Raw genomic sequence first — 25,729 nt, 5'->3', positions numbered from 1 at the left:
CCGCGGTGACAAAACCTGACAGGAGTATGTAATGTCCAAGCAACAAATCGGCGTTGTGGGTATGGCAGTGATGGGGCGCAACCTGGCGCTCAATATTGAAAGCCGTGGCTACACCGTTTCCGTTTTCAACCGCTCCCGCGAAAAAACTGAAGAAGTGATTGCAGAGAATCCGGGTAAAAAGCTGGTTCCTTACTACACCGTGAAAGAATTTGTTGAATCCCTGGAAACCCCGCGCCGCATCCTGCTGATGGTGAAAGCGGGCGAGGGCACCGACAAAGCCATCGAATCGCTGAAACCGTACCTGGACAAAGGCGACATCATCATTGATGGCGGTAATACTTTCTTCCAGGACACTATTCGTCGTAACCGCGAGCTCTCTGCAGAAGGCTTCAACTTCATCGGTACCGGCGTTTCCGGCGGTGAAGAGGGCGCGCTGAAAGGCCCGTCCATCATGCCTGGCGGCCAGAAAGAAGCTTACGAGCTGGTGGCACCGATCCTGACTAAAATTGCGGCCGTTGCAGAAGATGGCGAACCGTGCGTGACTTACATTGGTCCGGATGGCGCGGGTCACTATGTCAAAATGGTGCACAACGGTATCGAATATGGCGACATGCAGCTGATCGCCGAAGCGTACGCACTGCTGAAAGGCGGCCTGAACCTCTCCAATGAAGAGCTGGCGAAGACCTTTAGCGAGTGGAATGCTGGCGAGTTAAGCAGCTACCTGATCGACATCACCAAAGATATCTTCACCAAAAAAGATGAAGAGGGTAAATACCTGGTTGATGTGATTCTGGATGAAGCGGCGAACAAAGGCACTGGTAAATGGACCAGCCAGAGCTCGCTGGATCTCGGTGAACCGCTGTCACTGATCACAGAGTCTGTCTTCGCACGTTACATTTCATCCCTGAAAGATCAACGCGTTGCCGCATCTAAAGTCCTCTCCGGCCCGCAGGCTAAACCTGCTGGCGACAAAGCCGAATTCATCGAGAAAGTCCGCCGCGCACTCTACCTGGGCAAAATTGTGTCCTATGCACAGGGCTTCTCACAATTGCGCGCCGCATCTGACGAGCACAACTGGGATTTGAACTACGGTGAAATCGCGAAGATTTTCCGTGCTGGCTGCATTATTCGTGCACAGTTCCTGCAGAAAATCACCGATGCGTATGCAGAAACCCCGGCTATTGCTAACCTGCTGCTGGCTCCGTACTTCAAGAAAATTGCCGATGACTATCAGCAGGCGCTGCGCGACGTTGTAGCCTATGCGGTCCAGAATGGTATCCCGGTTCCGACTTTCTCTGCCGCCGTCGCTTATTACGACAGCTACCGTTCAGCGGTGCTGCCGGCGAACCTGATCCAGGCGCAGCGCGACTACTTCGGGGCACATACATACAAACGTACTGATAAAGACGGTGTGTTCCACACTGAATGGCTGGATTAATCTGATAATCAGCCCGTTGATAAAGCAAGCCCGGTTATTGTAACCGGGCTTTTTTTTCCGCTGAATCGCCGCCGTTACGCGACGTCGTCTTCATTTTCCTGAACGTTGCCTGCTAAACGGTGCATAAACGCCGCCGTTACGCGCCGTTTGCCGCCTTGACAGTCCCTCAACTTAAGAGGTAAAAACCCCAACAGTTATTGATAATAAGCGGTGGCGGCAGGGTCGCCATCTCCGGTTTCATACACTCACTAAAGTTGCTTATCGAATGAAAATAACAATCTCCGGAACAGGTTATGTTGGTCTATCGAACGGGATCCTGATCGCGCAGCACCATGAGGTCGTGGCGCTGGATATCGTGAAAGAAAAAGTCGATATGCTTAATCAGAAGATTTCTCCTATCGTTGATAAAGAAATCCAGGAGTATTTGCAGAATAAGCCGCTGAACTTCCGTGCCACCACAGACAAGCACGATGCTTATCGCGGCGCAGACTACGTCATTATCGCGACGCCGACGGATTACGATCCGAAAACCAACTATTTTAATACCAGCTCAGTAGAAGCCGTGATCCGTGACGTACATGAGATCAACCCGCAAGCGGTGATGATCATCAAATCGACGATCCCAGTGGGCTTTACCGAATCCATTAAAGAGCGTTTTGGTATCGATAATGTGATCTTCTCGCCTGAATTTCTGCGCGAGGGAAAAGCGCTCTACGACAATCTCTACCCGTCACGTATCGTCATCGGTGAGCGCTCCGCGCGTGCAGAACGTTTCGCCGCTCTGCTGCAGGAAGGGGCTATCAAAGAAAATATTCAGGTGTTGTTTACCGACTCTACCGAAGCGGAAGCGATAAAACTGTTTGCTAACACCTACCTGGCAATGCGCGTCGCTTACTTTAACGAGCTGGACAGCTATGCTGAGAGCCTGGGGCTGAATAGCCGCCAGATTATCGAAGGTGTTTGCCTTGACCCGCGTATTGGCAATCACTATAACAACCCGTCGTTTGGCTATGGTGGTTACTGTCTGCCAAAAGATACCAAGCAACTGCTGGCGAATTACCAGTCGGTGCCGAACAATATTATCTCGGCCATTGTGGATGCTAATCGCACGCGTAAAGACTTTATTGCTGACTCCATTCTTTCACGTAAACCGAAAGTGGTGGGTGTTTATCGTCTGATCATGAAAAGCGGTTCTGATAACTTCCGTGCCTCTTCTATTCAGGGCATTATGAAGCGCATTAAAGCCAAAGGGGTTCAGGTCATCATTTATGAACCGGTGATGAAAGAAGATGAATTCTTCCATTCCCGCGTGGTACGCGACCTGGAAGCCTTCAAGCAGGAATCCGATGTCATTATCTCTAACCGGATGGCAAAAGAGCTGGCGGATGTGGCAGATAAGGTCTACACCCGCGATTTATTCGGCAACGACTAAAAAAGAAACGGCCCTCAGGGCCGTTTTTCTTACATCTTGTAGTACGTTTTGTACCACTCCACAAATCTCTTCACGCCTTCTTTTACCGACGTCTGCGGTTTAAAACCAATAGTTTCATACAACGGTTGCGTATCGGCGCTGGTTTCCAGTACATCCCCTGGTTGGATCGGCATCATATTTTTCTGTGCTTCCATTCCCAACGCCTCTTCCAGTGCCGTGATGTAATCCATCAGTTCTACCGGTGAGCTGTTGCCAATGTTATAGACATGGTAAGGCGCAGAACTGGTTGCGGGGGTGCCAGTTTCCACGGTCCATTCCGGGTTCGCCTGGGGGATCACATCCTGCAAACGAATAATCGCTTCAACAATATCGTCGACGTAGGTAAAGTCGCGCTTCATTTTGCCGTAGTTGTACACGTCAATGCTTTTCCCTTCCAGCATTGCTTTGGTGAACTTGAACAGCGCCATATCCGGGCGTCCCCACGGGCCGTATACGGTGAAGAAGCGCAGGCCTGTGGTCGGCAAACCATAAAGATGGGAGTAGGTGTGCGACATCAGTTCATTGGCTTTTTTAGTCGCCGCATAGAGTGAAACCGGGTGATCCACGGTGTCATCCGTTGAGAATGGCATTTTGCGGTTCAGGCCATAAACCGAACTTGAGGACGCATACAACAGGTGTTGTACGTGATTATGGCGGCAGCCTTCAAGCACGTTAAGGTGCCCAATCAGGTTGGCTTCTGCATAAACATGAGGATTTTCCAGGGAGTAACGAACACCCGCCTGCGCGGCAAGGTGGATGACCCGATCAAATTTTTCCCCGGCGAACAGTTGAGCCATTTTCTCACGATCGGCGAGGTCTATCTTATGAAACGTGAAGGCAGGATCGTTGAGCAGATCCAGGCGGGCCTGTTTGAGGCTGACATCGTAGTAATCATTCAGGTTATCAATGCCTGTGACCTGGTGGCCCGCCTGTAGAAGGCGCTGGCTAACGTGAAAACCGATAAAACCGGCGGCGCCGGTAACCAGATATTTCATCTCTCATCCTTTCTGATATCAAAAAACAGCAATCCCTTATTGTATGATGATGGCCGCGCGATCGCTATCAGTTATAAATACAGAAATTACTCACATTGTTTGAGTAATACTCAAGTAATAAAATGTCAGAAAAATTCTATAGTGAAATGAGGCAATGTCGTTAAACTTGCCGTTCATCGGTATATTTTACTTTCCGCATTAAGGTTGCTATGACACACGAAAAGAATAACACGGCTGTAAGACGCGATGATGATAGTGAAGGTATTGATTTAATTGATGCAGTGGCGCAGATTTGGCATGCCAAATGGATCGTCATCATTTTTGTCATCATTGCACTTGCCGTCGCTGGCGCTTATTTAAGCACGGCCAAACAGAAATGGTCATCGACGGCGATTATCACTATGCCTACAGCCAACCAGATTGCTGATTACTCCGCTGCATTGAGAATATTGAGTGATGATTCTGAGTTAAGAACGCTAGATATCCAGCAACAAGTTATTGAACGTTTCGGTGCCTCTTTGTCAATATTTGCTGAGGCGTTGCCCGGTCAGGGGGATAGTGGCGTTCTGGCGGTAGCCAGCTCTGTTCCGGGGCAGGCTCTTCCTCTTCGTGTGACTTTTCAGGCGACAAGCGCCAGCGAAGCACAGCAGAAATTAAAACAATACATTCAGCAAGTCGATGAGAGCGTCAGACAAGACCTGAACAAAGAACTGGAGCCCTCCATCAAGATTCGCTCCCAGGAATTGCAGACTTCATTAGCCACACAAGAAAAAGTCGCGCAGGAGCAGAAGGCGCTGCGGTTACAGCAAATTTCTCAGGCACTGCTGATCGCGCGGGACGCTAATGTAGTTGCACCCCAGCTCACGCAGGCGCAGGATTTATCCCAGGATACGCTGTTTTTGTTGGGAAGTTCGGCTTTGGCGTCAATGATCAAAAACGAGGCATCTCAGCCACTGGCTCTGTCTGATAAGTATTTCAAAACTCGACAGACGCTGATGGATATCCAGAACATCTCTTTTAATCCAGACGAGATGCACACTTACCGCTATGTGATGGAGCCAGATCTACCTTTACATCGGGACGGCCCGAAGCTCCGCACTGTTCTCGCTATTGCCGCTTTGCTAGGCGCAATGCTAGGGGCGGCTTTCGTACTTGCCCGGCACGCCATTCGCAGTTACACGCGCAGAGCGTAAAAAAAACCGGGCCTGGCCCGGTTTTTTTATCGCTCTTATTTATGCCGCTTGCGCAGGTTTTCGATCACTGTTGTCAAATCCAGTTGCTGATCCTGCAGTAAAACGAGCAGGTGGTACATCAAATCAGACGCTTCGTTCGTCAGTTCTTCGCGATCGTTCACCGTGGCCGCCAGCGCGGTTTCCACACCTTCTTCACCCACTTTCTGCGCGATACGTTTGGTGCCGCTGGCATAAAGTTTGGCGGTATAAGAACTTGCCGGATCCGCTGTTTTGCGCGACGCCAGGAGTTCTTCAAGCTGGTACAGGAACAGCCACTGATGGCTGTTGTCGCCAAAACAGCTTGATGTCCCGGTGTGGCAGGTGGGGCCAATCGGGTTTACCAGAACCAGCAGGGTGTCGTTGTCACAATCCGGGGCAATATTCACGACGTTGAGAAAGTGGCCGGAGGTTTCGCCTTTTGTCCACAAACGCCCTTTGGTGCGCGAGAAAAAGGTCACTTTACCGCTGTCCAGCGTTTTTGCCAGCGCGTCCTTGTTCATATAGCCCAGCATCAGGACTTCACCGGAAACCGCATGCTGCACCACGGCGGGCAGCAGTCCGTCGGTTTTTTCCCAGTCCAGTTGGGCCAGTTGTTGCTCTGTTAACATATCCTGATCTCCACGCCCTGGCTTGCCAGGTACGTTTTTAACTCACCAATATTAATGATCTGTTTGTGGAACACGGAGGCGGCCAGCGCGCCGTCAACATCCACATCGCGGAAGGCCTCAAGGAAATGCTCCATGGTGCCAGCGCCGCCGGATGCAATAAGCGGAACATGGCATACGTCGCGCACTTTCTTTAATTGCTCAAGGTCGTAACCGTTACGCACGCCATCCTGGTTCATCATGTTTAACACGATTTCCCCGGCGCCGCGCTTTTGAACTTCCTGCACCCAATCCAGCGTTTCCCATTGCGTTACCCGGGTGCGGCTTTCATCGCCGGTGTATTGATTGACATGGTATTTACCTGTCGCGGCGTCAAACCATGTATCAATGCCGACCACAATGCACTGCACGCCAAAGCGATCCGCCAGCCGGGTGATCAGTTCAGGATCCGCCAGCGCAGGGGAGTTAATGGAGATTTTATCGGCACCGAAAGAGAGGATCTTTGCTGCATCGTCAGCCGACTTAATACCGCCAGCCACGCAGAAAGGGATATCAATGACCTCCGCCACGCGCGCTACCCAGCTTTTATCGACCACGCGCCCATCGCTGGAAGCGGTGATATCGTAAAACACCAGTTCATCTGCGCCTTCTTCCGCATAACGTTTTGCCAGTGGCACTATGTCGCCAATGATTTCGTGATTGCGGAATTGCACGCCTTTCACGACCTGACCATCACGCACGTCAAGACAAGGGATTATCCGTTTTGCCAGCATTGAATGGCCTCCTTCACCGTGAATTTACCTTCCAGCAGCGCACGCCCAACAATCACGCCACGTACGCCAGTGCCGCGCAGTGCAGCGATATCATTAAGGTCGCCAATTCCCCCTGAAGACTGGAATGCCACCTGCGGCCAACGTGCACAAATTTCCTCATAGAGCGAGACATTGGAGCCCGCTAACGTTCCGTCGCGGGAAATATCGGTGCACAGCACGTGCTTCAGTCCGACAGCGAGATAGGTCTCCACCAGTTCTTCCAGCGTCACGCCGGAGTTCTCCTGCCAGCCGCTGACGGCGACCTGTTTGGTTCCCTGGTGGTCAATCCGCACATCCAGCGCCAGTACCAGTTTGTCGGCACCGAACCGCGTAAACCAGCCTTTAACCACGTCCGGCGATTTTACTGCCGTCGAGCCGATGACCACCCGGGCGACACCGGCTTCCAGCAGGGTAGCCACGTCGTCTTCCGTACGCACGCCGCCCCCCACTTGCACAGGTACATTGACCCCAGCGACCAGTGTTTTTAATAGTGGGATCTGGCGACGTGCGGGGTCTTTCGCACCGGTTAAATCGACCAGGTGCAGCACTTCGGCTCCCTGTGCGGCATAATCCTGCAAACGCGGCAGCGGATCGCTACCGTAGTCCCGTTGTTGCGCGTAATCCCCCTGATGGAGACGCACCACGGTACCGTCAATCAAATCTAACGCGGGAATAATCATCACATCTCCAGGAAGTTTTTCAGCAACTGCGCGCCAGCGCGCCCCGAACGCTCCGGGTGGAATTGCACGCCGTAGAAATTGTCTTTCTGTACGGCGGCAGTAAATGGTTCACCATAATCGCAACGGGCAAGGGTGTTTTCATTCACCGGCATGGCATAGCTGTGCACGAAGTAGAAATAGGCACCGTCGTCGATCCCCTGGAACAGGCGAGTGCCCGCTTTCGGGTAGACCTGGTTCCAGCCCATGTGAGGCAGCGGCAGACCGACATCGCGCATTTTGGGCACATCCTGATCGATGATACCCAGCAGCGAAACGCCGTTATTCTCTTCACTAAAACGCCCGAGTAGTTGCATGCCGAGGCAGATGCCGAGCACCGGCTGCGTACAGGCTTTAACCAGGTCGACCAGCTCGCGCTCGCGTAGCTGATCCATCGCTGCCTGTGCGGTGCCCACGCCGGGCAGAAAGAGTTTATCTGCGCGCAATACCACGTCCGGATCGCGGCTTACCCGCGGATCGTAGCCGTGGCGGGAAATGGCTGACCTGACTGAGTTCAGGTTGGCGCAGCCGGTATCGAGGATCACCACATTCATTACAGCACTCCTTTTGAGGAGGGGAGGGTGTCGCCTTCTACGCGGATAGCCTGTCGCAGGGTACGGCCGAATGCTTTAAACAGGCTTTCCACACGGTGATGGTCGTTCTTACCTTTGGTTTTCAGGTGCAGCGTTACGGCCATGGTATAGGAGAGTGAGCGGAAAAAGTGCTCGACCATCTCGGTACTCAGATCGCCCACGCGCTGATAGGTAAACTCAGCTTTATATTCAAGGTGCGGGCGGCCGGAAATGTCCAGTGCACAGCGGGCCAGGCATTCATCCATCGGCAGCACGAAGCCGAAACGGTTAATGCCGCGCTTATCGCCGAGCGCCAGTTTCAGTGCTTCGCCCAGCGCCAGACCGGTATCTTCAACGGTGTGGTGATCGTCGATATACAGATCACCCTTGACGGTGATTTCCATCCGAAAACCGCCATGTGTGGCAATCTGATCCAGCATATGATCAAAGAAACCGACACCGGTGTGGATCTTGCTACCACCCTCGCGATCCAGCCATACTTTGACATCAATCTGCGTCTCTTTAGTGTGGCGTTCTACATGAGCGTAGCGTTCGCGCCGGGTAAGCTGTTCGCCAATCATCGGCCAGTTCAGCGTCTCGCGGTTATAACGAAGGCCGGTAATGGCCATATTGTTCGCCAGCTCGATATCCGTGGCACGGTCGCCAATAACATAGCTATTAGCCACGTCGAGCACGCCGTCCGCCAGCCAACGCTGCACCAGTTTTAATTTGGGTTTACGGCAGTCGCAGGCGTCGTCCGGGAAGTGCGGGCAAATCAGCACCTCTTCAAACGCCACACCCTGCGAGTTGAACACTTGCATCATCAGATTATGCGGGCCATCAAAATCCGCCTGCGGGAAGCTGTCGGTGCCAAGCCCATCCTGGTTAGTGATCATCACCAGTTTAAAACCTGCTTGCTGTAGCTTCAGCAGTACCGGGATTACCTCTGGCTCAAATGCCAGCTTGTTGAAGTTGTCGACCTGATAGTCAGTGGGCGGTTCGGAAATCAGTGTTCCATCACGGTCAATAAACAGGTACTTCTGGCTCATACTTGCTCCGCACGTAAAGCGTCAATGACGCGCTGGCTCTCTGCACGGGTGCCGATAGTAATGCGCAGGCAGCCGCTTAAAGAAGGTTGCTTGTTCTGGTCTCTAAGGATAATGCCCTGATCCCACAAAGATTTAAACACTGCACTGGAAGCCGTGAAACGCACCAGAATGTAGTTTGTCTCGGAGTCAAACACCTGTTCCACGCACGGGATGTCTTTTAACGCGGTGACGAGGTATTGACGCTCGGCGAGAATTTGCGCCACGCGTTCGCGCATCGCCACAATTCCTAGCGGGCTAAGGGCTTGCGCCGCGATGTCCGCTACCGGCGTTGACAGCGGATACGGTGCGATCACCTTCAGCAGCAGGTTGATAACGTCTTCGTTAGCCAGCGTAAAGCCGCAGCGCAGACCAGCGAGTGCGAAGGCCTTTGACAACGTGCGCAATACCACAAGGTGCGGGTATTCGCTCAGCCAGCCTGCCAGCGTTGCTTGCGGGCAGAACTCAATATAGGCTTCATCAGCGACGACAATCGCTTTACCGCGGGTCATCTCCAGCAGTACACGCAGATCCTGCGGATGAATAATCTGTCCGGTTGGGTTGTTCGGGCTACAGACGTAAACCACTTTCACGTTGTCGAGTTTATCGGCGATACCCTGCAGATCCAGTTGCCAGTTGTCCAGCGCCTGTACAGTTCGGTATTCCACGCCAAAGGTTTCGGCGCTAACGCTGTACATGCCATACGTCGGCGGGCAAAACAGCACCGCATCCTTACCTGGTTCGCAGAACGCACGGATCAGCAGTTCGATGCCTTCATCAGCACCCCGGCTGACCAGCACTTGCTCCGGTTTTACGCCCGCGTACTGCGCATAATTGTCGATGACCGCTTTCGGCTGGCATTCCGGGTAACGGTTTAATGTTTGCTGACCCAGCTGGAATTCTACGGCTGTCGGGAATTCGTTCGCATTCAGCCAGACATCGCCTTTACCGCCAAGGCGGCGGGCGGACTGATACGGTGTCAGTTCACGCACATTCTTGCGCGCCAGTTCTTCAATACTCATGCTTGCTCCTTCAGCGCCTTGACGCGCAAAGTGACGGCGTTTTTGTGGGCGGTCAGGCGTTCGGCCGCCGCCAGCGTTTCAATGGTGCTGGCAAGTGCGGCAAAGCCATCACGGGACAGCTCCTGAACCGTCATTCGCTTCTGGAAATCAGCCAGCCCAAGGCTGGAACAGGTGGCGGTATAACCGTAGGTCGGCAATACGTGATTCGTCCCGGATGCATAATCGCCCGCCGATTCCGGGGACCAGTCGCCAAGGAACACGGAACCGGCGCTGGTGATGCTGTCAACCAGCGCGCGGGCGTCGCGGGTCTGAATAATCAGGTGCTCCGGGCCATACTGATTCGAAATCTCCACACACTGTTCGAGGTCGCGCGCCACAATGAGACGGCTGGCAGACAACGCCTGGCGAGCGGTTTCAGCGCGCGGCAAGTCTGCCAGTTGACGCTCAACAGCTTGTGCAACGCGGGTCGCCATATCGCTGTCCGGCGTCAACAGGATCACCTGCGAGTCCGGGCCGTGTTCCGCCTGCGACAGCAAATCAGAGGCGACAAAATCCGGTGTTGCACCGCTATCGGCAATGACCAGCACTTCCGACGGACCGGCAGGCATATCGATTGCCGCGCCGTCAAGACGCTGGCTAACCTGGCGTTTTGCTTCCGTGACAAACGCGTTGCCTGGCCCGAAGATTTTATCGACACCTGGCACCGACTCCGTGCCGAACGCCAGCGCGGCAATCGCCTGCGCGCCGCCCACTTTAAAGATCTCCTGCACGCCACAGAGCTGTGCGGCGTAGAGGATCTCGTCGGCAATCGGTGGCGGCGAGCAGAGCACTACTTTCTGGCAACCGGCAATACGTGCCGGCGTCGCCAGCATCAATACCGTAGAGAACAGCGGGGCGGAACCGCCAGGAATATAGAGACCGACCGACGCGATAGGGCGGGTAACTTGCTGGCAACGCACGCCGGGCAGGGTTTCGATATCCACGGTGTGCAGTTTTTGCGCATTATGGAAGGTATCGATATTTTTCACTGCCACGGCCATTGCCTGTTTGATCTCCTCGCCCAGCCGTGCGCTTGCGGCAGCGATCTCTTCCGCGGTGACTTTCAATGCGTCGACCTGGGTTTTATCGAACTTTGCGCTGTATTCACGCAGGGCACTGTCGCCGCGGGCTTTGACGTTATCCAGAATCTCAACCACGGTACGGGTGGTGCTGTCAGAAGCGGAGATTGCCGGGCGCATTAACAACGCACGTTGTTCTTCTGCGCTGCTGCTGTTCCAGTCGATTACGGTATTGAAGCTCATGGCCTTACTCCATCATCTTCTCAATCGGCAGCACCAGGATTGAGCTTGCACCCAGCGCTTTCAGTTTCTCCATGGTTTCCCAGAACAGCGTCTCGCTGCTCACCATGTGCATGGCAACGCGCTGCTGGTCGCCTGCCAGCGGCAGAATTGTCGGGCGTTCTGCGCCTGGCAGCAGGGCGATAACTTCCTCCAGACGTTCACTGGGTGCATGCATCATGATGTATTTGGATTCACGCGCCTGGATAACACCCTGGATACGGGTCAGCAGTTTGTCGATCAGTTGCTGCTTCGCTTCAGTGATGTCGCCATCGCGCTGGATCAGGCACGCTTTAGAGCGGTAAATCACTTCGACTTCACGCAAGCCGTTTGCCTCCAGCGTTGCGCCGGTAGAGACCAGATCGCAAATGGCATCGGCCAGACCGGCACGCGGTGCTACTTCTACAGAACCGTTCAGCAGGCAGGAGCGGAAAGCCACGCCTTTCTGGTCAAGATACCGTTTAAGCAAGTGCGGGTAAGAGGTGGCGATACGTTTGCCATCCAGGGCTTCCGGGCCGTTCCATACTTCGTCAACCGGGGTGGCCAGCGACAGACGGCAGCCGCCGAAATCAAGACGGCGCAGTGTAAAGTAGCGCGGGTCTTCGCCCTGCGCACGGCGGGTCAGGAGCTCTTCTTCCAGCACGTTCTCACCAATAATGCCGAGGTCGACAACGCCGTCCATTACCAGGCCTGGAATGTCATCGTCACGTACGCGCAGAATATCGATTGGCATGTTTTCCGCCAGTGCGATCAGACGCTGGGTGTGCAGGTTGATCTTAATGCCGCAGCGGGCCAGCAATTCGCGTGAGTCTTCACTCAGGCGACCGGATTTCTGAATAGCTATGCGTAAACGCGAGTTATCTAACATTCTGTTGTCCTCTTTATCCTGCTGAATTTTGTTCAAAAAAAAGCCCCCGGAAGAAAATCTTCCGGGGGCTTTCTCTGCGTTCATGCACCACTGGAAGATCTAAACGTCTTCCAGCACACATCGCCTGAAAGACTAGTCAGGATGATGGTGATGATGGTGTTTAAATTGAACGCGGGTCATAAAATTCTCGATGAATGCTTATTCATATGTTGTCGTTCAACCTAAACCACTTTGGTTGCGGAAGGCAAGGGCTTTTTTTCATCTTTAAATCATTTCATATAGGTTCTATAAATTGTCAGTTATCGCGGACTGGCGTAGCCTTGGAAGGTCGGAAGCAAGAGAGCAGGGGGACGCATGAAAAAGGTCGCGATTATTGGCCTGGGGTGGTTGGGCATGCCGCTGGCGCTGTCACTGACGGCCAGGGGCTGGCAGGTCACCGGTAGCAAAACCAGCCAGGATGGCGTGGAAGCAGCGCGCATGTGCGGCATTGAGAGCTACAAACTGAATCTCGAGCCGGAATTAGTTTGCGAGGCGGCAGATCTCGATGCATTAATGAACGTTGATGCGTTGGTGATTACTCTTCCCGCCCGCCGCAGTGGCCCAGGCGAAACATTTTACCTGCAGGCGATGCAGGAAATTGTCGACTCAGCGCTGGCATACCATATTCCGCGGATCATTTTTACCAGTTCCACTTCTGTTTATGGCGATGCCGCAGGACTTGTGAAAGAAACCACCGCGCGCAACCCGGTGACCGCCAGCGGGCGCGTACTGAAAGAGCTGGAAGATTGGTTGCATAATTTGCCTGGCACCTCGGTGGATATTTTGCGTCTCGCCGGACTGGCGGGGCCTGCGCGGCATCCGGGGCGTTTTTTTGCCGGTAAAACGGCACCGGATGGTGAGCAGGGTGTCAATTTTGTCCATCTGGAGGATGTGATCGCCGCCATTACGCTGTTGTTACAGGCGCCGAAAGGCGGGCATATTTACAACCTCTGTGCGCCGGAGCATCCGGCTCGCGCCACTTTCTACCCGGCAATGGCGCGCCAGCTTGGGCTGGCACCGCCGCAGTTTTCCGCGTCACACAGTCGGCAGCGAGGGAAAATCATCGACGGCAGTCGCATTTGCAAAGAGTTAGGCTTCGACTACCTTTATCCCGATCCGATGCAGATGCCTTTGGAGTAATAATTTTTAGCAAATAGTGCTATTGATAAGATTGATAATCGCGCGATAGCCTATTAATCATGCGCTTAGATACATGATTTGCGTAAACTGCGTCGCATTGTATTGTCATCACGCTTTAGTTTGGTGCAAAATATGCCGCTGCAAAAAATGAAGAGATTAACCGACGCCATCTGCCGTCGGTTATTTTTTTGCAGGCAAAACGTCATTCAATAAAAGAGGCCGGGCTTCGTACCGGATAGATACACATTTAAAAACCGACAGTCGTTGTCGCTGAGGAAAGAACAAAATGGGGCAATTTTTTGATTTTGCGCCGGCTCTCGCCGTACAGGAGGAAAGCCATGTCGCATAACGTTACTCCAAAAACCTCTCGCGTGGAATTACGTAAGACTCTTACGCTGATTCCGGTTGTAATGATGGGCCTTGCCTATATGCAGCCGATGACGCTGTTCGATACGTTTGGTATCGTCTCTGGCCTGACCGATGGCCATGTGGCGACCGCGTATGCCTTCGCGCTCGTCGCTATCCTCTTTACTGCGCTGAGCTACGGTAAGCTGGTACGCCGCTTCCCGTCTGCGGGCTCTGCCTATACCTACGCGCAAAAATCAATTTCTCCGGCCGTGGGTTTCATGGTGGGCTGGTCGTCGCTGCTGGACTATTTGTTCATGCCGATGATCAACATCCTGCTGGCTAAAATTTACTTCGAAGCGCTGGTGCCTTCGGTGCCGTCGTGGCTGTTCGTGGTGGCGCTGGTGGCCTTTATGACCATCTCTAACCTGCGCAGCATCAAGACCGTTGCGAACTTCAACACCCTGATTGTGATCCTGCAGATGGGGATTGTTGCGGTGATTGTTGGCCTCATCGTCTATGGGGTGTCCCATGGTGAAGGCGCGGGAACACTGGTGAGTTCGCGTCCGTTCTGGTCGGAAGGTGCGCATGTGGTGCCGATGATCACCGGGGCGACGATCCTCTGCTTCTCGTTCCTTGGTTTTGACGGTATTTCATCTCTGTCTGAAGAGACTAAAGATGCCGAACGCGTGATCCCGCGTGCGATTTTCCTGACGGCGTTGATTGGCGGTGTGGTGTTTATCGCAGCATCCTACTTCCTGCAACTCTACTTCCCGGACATCTCGCGCTTTAAAGATCCGGATGCGTCCCAGCCGGAAATCATGCTCTATGTAGCCGGTAAAACCTTCCAGTGGGGCGTGCTGATTTTCTCCAGCGTAACGGTATTGGCCTCCGGTATGGCGGCGCATGCAGGTGTTTCACGTCTGATGTACGTTATGGGGCGCGACGGTGTCTTCCCGAGCCGTTTCTTCGGATACGTTCATCCGAAATGGCGCACCCCGGCCTGGAACGTGTTGCTGGTGGGCGCGATCGCACTGCTGGCAATCCGCTTCGACCTGGTGACAGCCACCGCGCTGATCAACTTTGGTGCATTGGTGGCTTTCACCTTCGTTAACCTGTCGGTGATTTCACAGTTCTGGATCCGCGAGAAGCGCAACAAGACGCTGAAAGACCACGTTAACTACCTGGTGTTACCGGTGTGCGGCGCCCTGACTGTCGGTGCGCTGTGGGTCAACCTTGAGCAGAGCTCAATGATCCTCGGCCTGATTTGGGGTGGTATCGGTCTGGTTTACCTGGCGTGCGTTACCCGCAGCTTCCGTAATCCGGTTCCACAATACGAAGATATTGCCCAATAATCTTCGCGCTAGCCGCATAAAAACCGGAGCATTGACTCCGGTTTTTTTATGCCTGCGATTTATCGGTAAATAACCAAAGGCACTAAATTAGATTTTTTCGTTATTGATTGCGCACCGCCTGCCCGGGAATAATCCCCGGTCTAATTATTTTCCGGCGTAGTAATTATGTTATCTATGATTTTGAGTGGATTAATCTGCGGGGCGTTGCTGGGCTTCGTCATGCAGCGTGGGCGCTTCTGCCTGACGGGCGGTTTCCGCGATATGTATATCGCCAAAAACAACCGCATGTTTTATGCCTTGCTGATTGCCATTGCGATACAGAGCGTCGGGGTTTTCGCCCTGATTCAGGCCGGGCTGCTGCAGTACAACGCCGGTGCGTTCCCGTGGCTGGGGACGGTCGCTGGCGGCTATATCTTTGGCCTTGGGATTGTCTATGCGGGCGGTTGCGCCACGGGTACCTGGTACCGTGCGGGCGAAGGGTTAATTGGCAGCTGGATTGCCCTGTTTACCTATATGGTGATGAGTGCGGTGATGCGTTCTCCGCACGCCGACACGCTTAACGGGGTGCTAAAAACGTACAGCACGCCGCATAATTCTATTGCCGAAACCTTCGGCCTCTCCGTGTGGCCCTTAATCGCCGTATTGCTGGTCGTTACCCTGTGGTTTGTCGTCAAAGAACTGCGTAAACCGAAGCTGAAAATTGCCTCGTTGCCGCCGCGTCGCCGTGGGCTGGCGCATCTGTTGTTCGAAAAGCGCTGGCATCCGTTTGTCACCGCGGTGTTGATCGGCCTGATTGCGTTGCTGGCCTGGCCGCTCAGCGAAGCCACCGGGCGGATGTTTGGCCTGGGCATTACCTCCCCGACCGCTAACATTCTGCAGTTTCTGGTGGCAGGGCAGAGCAAGTTCCTGAACTGGGGCGTCTTCCTGGTCCTGGGGATCTTTCTGGGGTCGTTTATTGCCGCGAAGGCCAGCCGGGAGTTTCGCGTCCGTGCGGCAGATGTACAAACCACGTTGCGTAGCGGAGCCGGCGGGCTGCTGATGGGGGTCGGGGCGAGCATGGCCGGTGGCTGCTCAATTGGTAATGGTCTGGTGATGACCGCCATGATGACCTGGCAGGGCTGGATCGGGCTGGTATTTATGATCTTTGGCGTATGGACTGCGTCATGGTTTTTATATGTTCGTCCACAGCGCAAAGCAAAACTTGCAGCGGCTGCGGCATAATTATTAACAGGAGCTGTTATGGCCGTAAAAAAACTGGACGTGGTAACGCAGGTTTGCCCGTTCCCACTGATTGAAGCAAAAGCGGCGCTGGCGGAGATGGCCAGCGGCGATCAACTGATCATTGAATTTGATTGCACCCAGGCGACCGAAGCCATCCCGCAATGGGCCGCAGAAGAAGGCCACACCGTAACGGATTATCAGCAGGTTGGCGATGCCGCCTGGAGCATCACCGTTCAGAAAGCGTAAGCCACATGCCCTCCCATCACGGGAGGGCGCACTCAGACAATCTCTTCTGCGTACTGCCACAGCGCCTTTAATAACGCCTGCTTTTCACTGTCGCCTTCATGCTGCTGAAACAACATTTGCAGTTGATCGGCATACTGTTGCAATGCCTCTGGCGTAAAAACATTGCGGCGATGCTGTAGCCAGCGTTGCTGCTCGTTTTCATCCAGCGTTCCGGGGAAATTACGCGCGCGGTAGTTGAACAACAGTTTTTCAATGCGGCTATCGGCAAACGTAATATCCAGTGCCGGCAGGTTGCGCGGCTCGGTTTCCAGTACGATTTTCATTGCTGCACGGTCGGCGTCGCTGAAGAAGCCGTTATACAGCTGTGCATCAACATTTTCCGAGGGTACGAAAGGTTCGGCGTCAGCAAAAATCGCCAGCACCTTTTCACGTACCTGCGGGTTATCACGCAGGATCTGCAGATTATCGAGACACTGTTGACGATTAATGCCCAGACGTTCGGCATCCTGCGGGCGCAACGTGTTGCCTTGCGCAAGGATGGGGCATTTATTCAGATGTACCAGTTTTACCGGCACGGCGGCGTTATCGCCCAGGTCCGTTTTCGCTGTGTACAGCCGTTCGCGCAGGGCGTCGGCATCCAGTTCCAGCAATGGCGACATATCGCCCGCCAGATCCACCATAATCACCGCGTTGCGGTTTTCCGGGTGCCAGGCCAGGGGCGCCACCCAGCTGGTGTTACCACGCCAGGCACCGAACATCCCGGAGACATGGACCAGCGGCTTCATTTGCGGCACATCAATCAGCGTCGCCAGCTTTTGTTTATGACGATGGCTGAACAGATAATCAAACAGTTTTGGCTGCTTCGCTTTTACCAACTGCGCCATGGCAATGGTGGCGTACACATCAGCCATCGCATCGTGGGCATTACTATGCTCAATCCCGTTGGCTTTGGTCAGATGCTCAAGGCGGAAACTTGGCAGGCCATCGTCATTTTCCGGCCAGTTAATGCCCTCCGGGCGCAGCGCATAGCAGGCACGCATCACATCCAGCAGATCCCAACGGGAGTTGTGATTCTGCCAGCTCCATGCGTAGGGATCGTAAAAGTTGCGATAGAAAATATTGCGCGTGACTTCATCGTCAAAACGCACGTTGTTATAACCAAGTACGCAGGTTTTCGGCACCGTAAACAGGTCGTGAATGCGCCGGGCGAAGGCCGCTTCGTTATCGCCTTTGGCGCGAGCGATTTGCGGCGTAATGCCGGTTATCAGTACCGCTTCTGGTTGCGGAAGATAGTCGTCTGCGGGCTTGCAATAGAACACCTCCGGCTCGCCGATGATGTTGAAATCTGCATCGGTGCGAATGGCAGCGAACTGCGCCGGGCGATCCAGCGACGGGCTGGTGCCGAAAGTTTCGTAATCATGAAAGAGAAAAGTGGGCGTTACGGCGGAATCAGACACCAGAAACTCATCCTGTCAGTAAATATGCCCTCTATGGTAAACCATCCGGCGTGGAGTGCCGAAGAAAAACCCGCGCGGCGTACGGTAAACTTCGCAAAATCAGGCTGCTAAATCAGACTTGTGTCACATTTTATTGCAATTTAAACAGGTAACGACACACGAACTTCCGTAAAAAGAACGGCGATTTTAGATGCTTATGAGGATATTTCATTGAAACGCCGTTTGTTTGCTGCTTCCTTGCTGGCGCTCTGTGTAAACAGCGCCCTGGCCGACGATTTACCTTTCGCCCCGCAGCCACCGGCGATTCAGGCTGGATCCTGGGTACTGATGGACTATACGACCGGGCAAATTTTAACTGCAGGGAATGAACATCAGCAGCGCAACCCGGCGAGTTTGACCAAACTGATGACCGGCTATGTGGTGGATCGCGCTATCGACAGCCACCGCATCCGTGCCGACGACGTCGTGACCGTGGGCCCCGATGCATGGGCGAAAGGCAACCCGGTGTTTGACGGATCATCGCTGATGTTCCTTAAACCGGGCGATCGCCTGACGGTACGTGACTTGAGTCGTGGTCTGATTGTCGATTCCGGCAATGATGCCTGCGTCGCGCTGGCGGACCATGTGGCGGGCGGGCAACCGCAGTTCGTCGCTATGATGAATGATTACGTGCAGAAACTGAACCTGCGCGATACGCATTTCGAAACTGTGCACGGACTGGACGCCCCCGGACAGCACAGTTCGGCTTACGATCTGGCAGTGCTCTCCAGGGCTATCATTCACGGCGAACCGGATTTCTACCATATGTACAGTGAAAAAAGCCTGACATGGAACGGCATTACGCAGCAAAACCGCAATGGCTTACTGTGGGATAAGACATTGAATGTCGACGGGCTGAAAACCGGGCACACGTCAGGCGCAGGATTTAATCTGATTGCTTCCAGCACTGATGGCCAACGCCGTTTGATCGCGGTCATCATGGGCGCAGACAGCCCAAAAGGCCGCGAAGATCAGGCGCGCAAATTGCTGCACTGGGGCCAGCAGAATTTCGATACGGTACAGATCTTACGTAACGGTAAAAATGTGGGCAGTGAGCGCGTCTGGTACGGCGATAAAGAGCAGGTGGACGTGGGTACCGACCAGGATTACTGGATGGTACTGCCCAAAGCCGAGTTGCCTAATATCAAAGCCAAATATGTGCTGGATGCCAAAGAGCTGAACGCGCCGCTGGCGGCACATCAGCGCATTGGAGAGATCCAGCTCTACGATCGCGATCAGGTCGTTGCACACTGGCCGCTGGTCACGCTACAGCGTATTGGCAAAGGCGGTTTCTTCTCACGTCTGAGCGATTATCTGCATCATAAATCCTGACGTTGCGGCGGGCCGAGAGGTCTGGGTGCGAGTCTGCTCCCATAATTGCGATGGGAGCGTGGTAGCCCTTTGCTAAACGGCTATACTGTATGTCCAAACAGTAACGGTAAGGGAGGCAGCATGGGCTACAACGTGAATCAGCTTGAAAAACGCCGTATCGCCGGTTTCCATCTGGTGGGGCCGTGGGATGAAAAAGTCAAACAGGGTTTCCAGCAGTTGTTGATGTGGGTCGATCATCACCACATCCAGCCGCTGGAGTGGATCTGCGCTTATTACGATAACCCGGACGAAGTGCCGCCAGAAAAACTGCGCTGCGACGTAGCGATTACCGTCGACAGCGCGTTTCAGGTGCCGGCGAACAGCGAAGGGGTCATCACTACCGAAATTCCCGGCGGGCAGTATGCCGTTGCGCATGCCCGGGTCTACAACGAAGAGTTTGAGCAGTGCTGGGATCGCTTTTTCGATGAGTTACTGAGCGATCAGTCGTTGCAGATTGCCGCCGGGCCCTGCTTTGAGGTCTACCAGAACGACGGGCAAAGCGATGGCTACTGGGAAATCGACATGCATATCCCGGTGGAGCCAAAAGTACTTTAACGCGTCGGGCAAGATAAAAGAGGCGACAGTCGGCATTTGTCTGCCTCTTTTTTGTTTTAAACAGTGATTCACGCCACGGAAAAATCGCTACAATTTCGCTTTTGCAGACTGGAGAGCGGCAGTGCGTCGCGATAAATCACTCAGCCCTTTCGAAATTCGTCTTTACCGCCACTACCGCATCGTGCACGGTTTACGCGTGATGCTGGCCTTTATCCTGACGTTTTTGTTGATCCGTCTGTTGAGCGTACCAGAGGGCACCTGGCCGCTGATCACGCTGGTTGTGTTGATGGGGCCAATCTCATTCTGGGGGAATGTGGTACCGCGGGCGTTTGAGCGTATTGGCGGTACGATTTTTGGCGCAGTGCTTGGCCTGATCGCTTTAAAATTAGAGCTGATCTCACTGCCGGTTATGCTGTTATGGTGTGCCGCAGCCATGTTCCTCTGCGGCTGGCTGGCGCTGGGGAAAAAACCCTACCAGGCCCTGTTGATTGGCATCACGCTGTCGGTGGTGGTTGGCGCGCCGCCCGGTGATATGCATACCGCGTTGTGGCGCAGCGGCGATGTGATTATCGGTTCACTGCTGGCGATGTTATTTACCGGTATCTGGCCGCAGCGCGCCTTTCTGCACTGGCGTATCCAGATGGCAAGTTTTGTGACCGCGTTTAACCGGGTCTATCAGGCGGGCTTCTCCCGTAATCTGGTTGATCGTCCCCGGCTGGAAAAACATCTGCAAAAGATCCTCAACGATGTGGTGAAAATGCGTGGGCTGATTACACCGGCCTGTAAAGAGACGCATATTCAGAAAGCGATTTTTGAGGCTATCCAGACGGTCAGCCGCAATATGGTATGTATGCTGGAACTGCAAATCAACGCACACTGGAGCTCACGCGCCAGCCATTTCGTGATGATTAATGCCCGGACGTTGCAGGAAACGCAGCAGATGACACAACAGACGCTGTTGACCATTGCGCATGCGTTGTATGAAGGCAACCCGCAGCCCATTCTCGCCAATACGGAAAAACTGAATGAGATTGTCGCTGAGCTTCGCCAGCTAAGCGAGGCGCATAAAGGCGATGCGCTGGCCGAAACAGCGATCCACGGTTATGTCTGGTTGAGTATGGAACTGGCGCGCCAGCTGGAACTGTTGTCGCATTTGATCTGTCGCGCCCTGCGCAAATAAGCGACAGATAACCATTTGCTTCAGTCAGGTTGTTTCGATTCAGCATGGTTTGAGGTTATGATAGCGAAAAGGAAAAATCATTGTCATCTGCAGCGGCTTTGAGTTAGGTTTGCCTCCATGCCGTTGCTTTAACGAATCCGAATCTCACATAATCAGGGGTGTAAAAATGGAAACGAATAAGCCTTCATTCCAGGACGTACTGGAATTTGTGCGTCTGTTCCGCCGTAAAAATAAATTGCAGCGCGAAATCCAGGACGTCGAGAAGAAGATCCGTGATAACCAGAAGCGCGTACTGCTGCTGGACAACCTGAGCGACTACATCAAGCCAGGCATGAGTGTTGAAGCTATTCAGGGCATTATCGCCAGCATGAAAACCGACTACGAAGACCGCGTTGATGACTACATCATCAAAAACGCCGAGCTGTCGAAAGAACGCCGCGACATTTCCAAAAAGCTCAAAACCATGGGTGAACTGAAAGCAGGTGATGCGAAAGCAGAGTAACCCGCTTGAGCGGTGAGAGGTTTGCCTCTCACCGTTATGTTACCCCTCCCGCCACCATTTTCAGCAGGAAGTTCTGCGGCCAGTGCGCCAGCAGTTTCATCTCTTTAAGCCAGCCGCGTACCGCCTCCACATCATGACGATCACTGTCGAGCAACAGCCCGACCACGCTGCCGCTGTGAGCAACATTCAGACCGTACAGATCCCCTCGTTCCACCAGACGCAACAGCGTATTAAATGCCGGCTTGGGCAGTAACGCCTGGCTGGCGATGGCGCTAATGGTTGCCGCTTCGCCGAGCAGCGTCGCGTTGTTCTCTGCGCAGGCTTGCTGCAACTTACCCCAGGCGCTTTCCAGCGCGGTGGCATTCTCCTGCAGGATCTGCCGGCGCGGCAGGCGATGGTAATCCGCGGTAGTCAGCGTAAGCGGGCTTTCCAGCACCAGTACCTCCACCTGCGGCAGGCCTCCACAGTGGATTTGCGTACCGGCCGTATTGTGATCAAACAACGTCAACTGCGGGAAGAGGGTGCTGTCGGTCGGTTCCAGTGCCACGCACAATTGTGCCAGCGTGCGTACATCAAGGGGGAGTTGCAAATGGCGGGCGGTTGCGACAGCGGTCGCAGCAATATCCGCAGTGCTGCTCGCCATCCCTTTCGCCACCGGAATGGTGGAGTGACACGCAATGCGCAGAGTTTGTCCCAATCCTGGCGGCAGTTGCCAGTGAGCAAGCAACTGACGGACCATCGCACGGGTGAGTGGGCGCTCATCATTACGTGGCTTACCGCTGGTAACCTCGACACAGCTATACCAATCCACCGGACAGGAAACCAGCTTTTCACTGCCAAGGATCCAGCCCTGGATAAGTTCACCGCAGGATGCGGGACACTGAGCCTGTGCCACAGCGCTGCTCCTTAAAAATAAAAGCCCGGATAGTGTCACTTTGCTCCGTCGAACGCCAGCGTTTCCCAACGTGTCGCCGCCGTCTCCCTTTTGTTGCTGCTGTGGGCAGGTGCGAAGAGGGGCAAACATACCACAGAGCCAGCGCTGCGCTATATCATTGTCAGTGGGATTTACCGGGAAAGCGTAGCAGTGCATTTTTACCGGACCCTTAATGAGTGAAGTAAATTATTTCCCCCCTCTCTGGGAACGGGAATCAACCACCGGGATCAGCACGCATAAAAACTGTCTCACTGCGGTGGATGTGCAACCGGCAGGGTGGCAGTTAAGGATTTTCTCACACCGGTTATTTTTCACTCATTGCGCTATACCTATCCGTTAACAACGCAAACATTTCGTGTGCAGAATCATGCAAATGATAGCAGCGATAAAATTCCCAACACCCGCAAGGGTTTCGCCAGATGCTGGCTATATCAGGCTTCGTTCAGCGTGGTAAGCAATAAATTGTTATAGCGCAACAAAATAGTGATCCCATGCCGTTAAACTGAATCCGTTTTTATTTCCCTGATGCGATAAAGTGCATCAGGGAAAAATCAGGGTGATAGTTCTTTGCCGTGATTATTATTCTATCAGGTTACGCCGCAATATAATGCGACAGGGAAGGGGGTGAAATTCCCCCGCAGCCCCCGCTGCTGTGATGCTGACAACCCCGTATGGCCACTGATCGCACGATCGGGAAGGGCGGGTGAGGATGACGCTAAGCCAGAAGACCGACCTGATCAGATATTTATCAACAACTTCGGTGGGAAGCGTGTTGCTCAGAGGCGTACAGTCGAAAGACTGGACTGACGCGCGTCCTGACTTCATCTTTCCGCCGGTAACGGGGTTTCAGGAATGTCAGACAGGCGCAGCGCTTTTATTCTTGCCGGAACCGGTAGCGGCTGTGGTAAAACCACCGTCACCCTTGGGCTGCTGAAGGCGTTACAGCAGTCTGGCCTGCGCGTACAACCTTTCAAAGTCGGCCCGGACTACCTCGACACCGCCTGGCATACCGCCGTTACGGGAGTTTTCTCGCGTAATCTCGACAGTTTTATGCTGCCTGCACCCACCCTCAATGCCCTTTTTACTGAACATCTGCTCGCTGCCGACGTAGCGGTGATCGAAGGCGTGATGGGGCTGTATGACGGGTATGGCACCGATCCCCACTACTGCAGCAGCGCGGCTCTGGCGAAACAACTTGGCGTACCGGTGATCTTGCTGCTGGACGGCAAAGCTGTCTCCACCTCCATTGCTGCCACGGTCATGGGCTTTCAGCATTTCGATCCGCAGTTACCCATTGCCGGGGTGATCATCAACCGTGTGAACAGCGACAGCCATTATCAATTACTGAAACACGCCATTGAACGTTATTGCGGGTTGCCGGTGCTGGGTTATGTGCCGACGGTGGCGGGCGTGGCGCTACCGGAGCGCCAGCTCGGGCTGGTGACCGCACGGGAATCGGTGATTGATACCCCGGCATGGCGCGACTTTGCTCTGCGCCTGCAACAGACGGTTGATATCCATCAACTGCTCGCCCTGAGTAAGATTGACACCTTACCGCAGGGCACATCGCCCGCGCTGCCATCACTGGCGGGGGCCGGGCTGACGTTGGCGCTCGCTGACGATGAAGCGTTCAATTTTTACTACCCCGATAATCTGCAACTGCTGGCGCGTGCGGGCGTGCGCATTGTGCGTTTTAGCCCCCTGCATGACAACGCGTTGCCGGAGTGCCAGATGCTATGGCTGGGTGGCGGCTATCCGGAACTGCATGCCCACACCCTTTCGGAAAACAGAGCCATGCTGGAGGCCATTCGGGACGCGCACCGGCGTGGCGTGGCCATTTATGCCGAATGTGGCGGGCTGATGTACCTCGGTTCTTCGCTCCGCGATGCAGACGGCGTGTGCTGGCCGATGGCAAACGTCATTCCAGGCCACAGTGAGATGGGCAGGCGCCTGACCCGGTTTGGCTACTGTGAAGCACGCGCCACCCGCCAGACACTGCTTGCCGCCGCAGGAGAAACGCTGCGCGGCCATGAGTTTCACTACTCTGATTTCACCGCGCAGCGTGAATGTGTGCTGGATTGCCACAAAACCCGTGATGGCGAAGTGCTGTCACGCTGGCAGGGCGGCTGGCAGGTGGGTAATACCTTTGCCAGTTATTTGCATCTTCATTTTGCGCAACGCCCGCAAATGCTCAACCACTGGTTCGCCGCCGCGAGGCACAGCCAATGACGCTGCTGGCATGGTGTGCAGCTTTTTTACTGGATCGTCTGCTTGGCGACCCGCAGCACTGGCCGCACCCGGTGCGCTGGATAGGCGCGTTGATCACCCTGAGTCAGCGGGCGGTGCGCCGTTGCTGCCACAGCGATACGGCGTTACGCGTCGGGGGCGGGGTGATGTGGCTGGTGGTTGTCGGGGCGAGCTGGGGCGTTGCGTGGGGCATTTTATCGCTGGCGGCCGCTGTTCAACCGTGGTTCGGCTGGTGCGTGGAAGTATGGATGATCTACACCACGCTGGCGGCACGTTGCCTGGCAGATATGGCGCGCAACGTCGAACGCGCACTGCGTTATGGTTCACTCAGCGACAGCCGTAAACAGCTGTCGTGGATTGTCGGGCGCGATACCTCGCAACTGCAACCGCCGCAAATCACCCGGGCGGTTGTCGAGACGGTGGCAGAAAACACCGTCGATGGGGTGATTGCGCCCCTGTTCTTTTTGCTGGTGGGCGGCGCACCGCTGGCGATGGCCTACAAAGCCGTGAATACACTGGATTCGATGGTCGGTTACAAGCATGAAAAATACCGCGCCATCGGGATGGTCAGCGCGCGGCTGGACGATGTCGCGAACATCCTTCCTGCCCGTTTGAGCTGGTTACTGCTGAGCATTGCGGCCCTGCTCTGCGGCAATCATGCCCGTGAGGCATTACGCATTGGCTTTCGCGACCGACGCAACCACAGCAGCCCGAACTGCGCCTGGCCGGAAGGCACCGTTGCCGGTGCGCTGGGTGTGCGCCTTGGCGGGCCGAATAACTACTTCGGCGAGCGCGTCGAAAAACCCTGGATCGGAGATGAACGCCGCGCCATTGACGCAGACGACATTCCGCGAACAATTCGATTGATGTGGGTCGCCTCCACGCTGGCATTGGCGCTGTTTGTGCTGGTGCGTTATGCGTTGGCGGGAGCCTGAGGATAAAACA

Annotated in this window: 25 protein-coding genes, 1 riboswitch and 1 other annotated feature; of the genes, 13 read left to right on the top strand and 12 right to left on the bottom strand. The window is 54.4% G+C overall.

Annotated elements, in window-relative coordinates; translation table 11 throughout:
- The first annotated feature begins 31 nt into the window (after window positions 1–31).
- Window positions 32–1,438: an NADP-dependent phosphogluconate dehydrogenase gene (gene gndA / locus RTX30_RS05660; protein ID WP_312687684.1), complete on the top strand. Its 1,407-nt coding sequence runs from the start codon at window positions 32–34 to the stop codon at window positions 1,436–1,438.
- Window positions 1,439–1,703: 265 nt separating this feature from the next.
- The gene (gene ugd, locus RTX30_RS05655; protein WP_312687682.1) at window positions 1,704–2,870 is read left to right on the top strand and encodes a UDP-glucose 6-dehydrogenase; all 1,167 of its coding nucleotides are present in this window, start codon (window positions 1,704–1,706) and stop codon (window positions 2,868–2,870) included.
- A 29-nt stretch (window positions 2,871–2,899) separates the two neighbouring features.
- On the opposite strand, the gene RTX30_RS05650 is transcribed toward ugd, so the two are convergent.
- Window positions 2,900–3,904, bottom strand: a complete 1,005-nt coding sequence (locus tag RTX30_RS05650; RefSeq protein WP_312687681.1) for an NAD-dependent epimerase — start codon at window positions 3,902–3,904, stop codon at window positions 2,900–2,902.
- A 209-nt stretch (window positions 3,905–4,113) separates the two neighbouring features.
- Between RTX30_RS05650 and wzzB the strand changes: the two genes are divergently transcribed.
- Complete coding sequence (wzzB, locus tag RTX30_RS05645) at window positions 4,114–5,097, top strand: LPS O-antigen chain length determinant protein WzzB (protein WP_312687680.1); 984 nt, start codon at window positions 4,114–4,116, stop codon at window positions 5,095–5,097.
- A gap of 35 nt (window positions 5,098–5,132) precedes the next feature.
- Here the strand turns inward: wzzB and hisIE are convergent, their stop codons facing one another.
- The 9 genes from hisIE to hisL form a co-directional block, all read right to left on the bottom strand.
- Window positions 5,133–5,744 (bottom strand): bifunctional phosphoribosyl-AMP cyclohydrolase/phosphoribosyl-ATP diphosphatase HisIE, encoded by a 612-nt coding sequence (hisIE, locus tag RTX30_RS05640; RefSeq protein WP_312687678.1) that lies wholly within the window; start codon window positions 5,742–5,744, stop codon window positions 5,133–5,135.
- Window positions 5,738–6,514, bottom strand: a complete 777-nt coding sequence (hisF, locus tag RTX30_RS05635; RefSeq protein WP_312687676.1) for an imidazole glycerol phosphate synthase subunit HisF — start codon at window positions 6,512–6,514, stop codon at window positions 5,738–5,740. The genes hisIE and hisF overlap by 7 nt, the downstream gene beginning before the upstream one ends.
- Complete coding sequence (gene hisA / locus RTX30_RS05630; protein ID WP_312687674.1) at window positions 6,496–7,233, bottom strand: 1-(5-phosphoribosyl)-5-[(5-phosphoribosylamino)methylideneamino]imidazole-4-carboxamide isomerase; 738 nt, start codon at window positions 7,231–7,233, stop codon at window positions 6,496–6,498. The genes hisF and hisA overlap by 19 nt, the downstream gene beginning before the upstream one ends.
- Complete coding sequence (gene hisH / locus RTX30_RS05625; RefSeq protein WP_312687672.1) at window positions 7,233–7,823, bottom strand: imidazole glycerol phosphate synthase subunit HisH; 591 nt, start codon at window positions 7,821–7,823, stop codon at window positions 7,233–7,235. Before hisH ends, hisA begins: the two co-directional genes overlap by 1 nt.
- Window positions 7,823–8,890 carry a bifunctional histidinol-phosphatase/imidazoleglycerol-phosphate dehydratase HisB gene (gene hisB, locus RTX30_RS05620; RefSeq protein WP_312687670.1) on the bottom strand — a complete coding sequence of 356 codons (1,068 nt, stop codon included), beginning with the start codon at window positions 8,888–8,890 and terminating at the stop codon, window positions 7,823–7,825. Before hisB ends, hisH begins: the two co-directional genes overlap by 1 nt.
- The gene (gene hisC / locus RTX30_RS05615; RefSeq protein ID WP_312687668.1) at window positions 8,887–9,948 is read right to left on the bottom strand and encodes a histidinol-phosphate transaminase; all 1,062 of its coding nucleotides are present in this window, start codon (window positions 9,946–9,948) and stop codon (window positions 8,887–8,889) included. Before hisC ends, hisB begins: the two co-directional genes overlap by 4 nt.
- Window positions 9,945–11,249 (bottom strand): histidinol dehydrogenase, encoded by a 1,305-nt coding sequence (gene hisD, locus RTX30_RS05610; protein WP_312687665.1) that lies wholly within the window; start codon window positions 11,247–11,249, stop codon window positions 9,945–9,947. Before hisD ends, hisC begins: the two co-directional genes overlap by 4 nt.
- Window positions 11,250–11,253: 4 nt before the next feature.
- Window positions 11,254–12,153, bottom strand: coding sequence for an ATP phosphoribosyltransferase (gene hisG, locus RTX30_RS05605; RefSeq protein WP_312687663.1), 900 nt, complete (start codon window positions 12,151–12,153; stop codon window positions 11,254–11,256).
- Between the two features lie 34 nt (window positions 12,154–12,187).
- Window positions 12,188–12,310 (bottom strand) — a sequence feature (His leader region).
- Window positions 12,286–12,333: a his operon leader peptide gene (hisL, locus tag RTX30_RS05600; protein WP_001375657.1), complete on the bottom strand. Its 48-nt coding sequence runs from the start codon at window positions 12,331–12,333 to the stop codon at window positions 12,286–12,288. It overlaps the preceding feature by 25 nt.
- Before the next feature lie 174 nt (window positions 12,334–12,507).
- On the opposite strand from hisL, the gene RTX30_RS05595 reads away from it, so the two are divergent.
- The 4 genes from RTX30_RS05595 to tsuB all read left to right on the top strand — a co-directional run bounded on the left by RTX30_RS05595 (window position 12,508) and on the right by tsuB (window position 16,499).
- The gene (locus tag RTX30_RS05595; RefSeq protein WP_312687661.1) at window positions 12,508–13,332 is read left to right on the top strand and encodes an SDR family oxidoreductase; all 825 of its coding nucleotides are present in this window, start codon (window positions 12,508–12,510) and stop codon (window positions 13,330–13,332) included.
- A 338-nt stretch (window positions 13,333–13,670) separates the two neighbouring features.
- Window positions 13,671–15,032, top strand: coding sequence for an APC family permease (locus RTX30_RS05590; protein ID WP_312687659.1), 1,362 nt, complete (start codon window positions 13,671–13,673; stop codon window positions 15,030–15,032).
- 165 nt (window positions 15,033–15,197) lie between these two features.
- Window positions 15,198–16,253 carry a thiosulfate utilization transporter TsuA/YeeE gene (tsuA, locus tag RTX30_RS05585; RefSeq protein WP_312687658.1) on the top strand — a complete coding sequence of 352 codons (1,056 nt, stop codon included), beginning with the start codon at window positions 15,198–15,200 and terminating at the stop codon, window positions 16,251–16,253.
- A gap of 18 nt (window positions 16,254–16,271) precedes the next feature.
- Window positions 16,272–16,499 (top strand): thiosulfate utilization sulfurtransferase TsuB/YeeD, encoded by a 228-nt coding sequence (gene tsuB / locus RTX30_RS05580; protein ID WP_312687657.1) that lies wholly within the window; start codon window positions 16,272–16,274, stop codon window positions 16,497–16,499.
- Window positions 16,500–16,531: 32 nt separating this feature from the next.
- Here the strand turns inward: tsuB and sbcB are convergent, their stop codons facing one another.
- A complete protein-coding gene (sbcB, locus tag RTX30_RS05575) occupies window positions 16,532–17,956 on the bottom strand; it encodes an exodeoxyribonuclease I (RefSeq protein ID WP_312687655.1) in 1,425 nt (474 codons plus the stop codon).
- 210 nt (window positions 17,957–18,166) lie between these two features.
- On the opposite strand from sbcB, the gene dacD reads away from it, so the two are divergent.
- From dacD to RTX30_RS05555, 4 genes are all read left to right on the top strand, one after another.
- On the top strand, window positions 18,167–19,327 hold the full coding sequence (gene dacD / locus RTX30_RS05570) for a serine-type D-Ala-D-Ala carboxypeptidase DacD (protein WP_312687653.1): 1,161 nt from the start codon (window positions 18,167–18,169) through the stop codon (window positions 19,325–19,327).
- 120 nt (window positions 19,328–19,447) lie between these two features.
- On the top strand, window positions 19,448–19,921 hold the full coding sequence (sbmC, locus tag RTX30_RS05565; RefSeq protein ID WP_312687651.1) for a DNA gyrase inhibitor SbmC: 474 nt from the start codon (window positions 19,448–19,450) through the stop codon (window positions 19,919–19,921).
- Window positions 19,922–20,042: 121 nt separating this feature from the next.
- Window positions 20,043–21,101, top strand: coding sequence for an FUSC family protein (locus tag RTX30_RS05560; protein WP_312687649.1), 1,059 nt, complete (start codon window positions 20,043–20,045; stop codon window positions 21,099–21,101).
- A gap of 166 nt (window positions 21,102–21,267) precedes the next feature.
- Complete coding sequence (locus RTX30_RS05555) at window positions 21,268–21,603, top strand: DUF496 family protein (protein ID WP_312687647.1); 336 nt, start codon at window positions 21,268–21,270, stop codon at window positions 21,601–21,603.
- A gap of 34 nt (window positions 21,604–21,637) precedes the next feature.
- Here RTX30_RS05555 and RTX30_RS05550 read toward each other — a convergent pair whose 3' ends face one another.
- On the bottom strand, window positions 21,638–22,498 hold the full coding sequence (locus tag RTX30_RS05550) for an L-threonine kinase (protein ID WP_312687645.1): 861 nt from the start codon (window positions 22,496–22,498) through the stop codon (window positions 21,638–21,640).
- A gap of 611 nt (window positions 22,499–23,109) precedes the next feature.
- Window positions 23,110–23,289: riboswitch (cobalamin riboswitch) on the top strand.
- 100 nt (window positions 23,290–23,389) lie between these two features.
- Here RTX30_RS05550 and RTX30_RS05545 point away from each other — a divergent pair.
- Window positions 23,390–24,766, top strand: coding sequence for a cobyrinate a,c-diamide synthase (locus RTX30_RS05545; protein WP_312687643.1), 1,377 nt, complete (start codon window positions 23,390–23,392; stop codon window positions 24,764–24,766).
- Window positions 24,763–25,719, top strand: a complete 957-nt coding sequence (cbiB, locus tag RTX30_RS05540; protein WP_312687641.1) for an adenosylcobinamide-phosphate synthase CbiB — start codon at window positions 24,763–24,765, stop codon at window positions 25,717–25,719. Before RTX30_RS05545 ends, cbiB begins: the two co-directional genes overlap by 4 nt.
- Window positions 25,720–25,729 lie beyond the last annotated feature (10 nt).

The organism is Kosakonia sp. (assembly GCF_032052965.1).
Classification (GTDB): domain Bacteria; phylum Pseudomonadota; class Gammaproteobacteria; order Enterobacterales; family Enterobacteriaceae; genus Kosakonia.
Note: the sequence above shows the minus strand (reverse complement) of the source record. Positions and strands in the feature narration are given on the sequence as shown.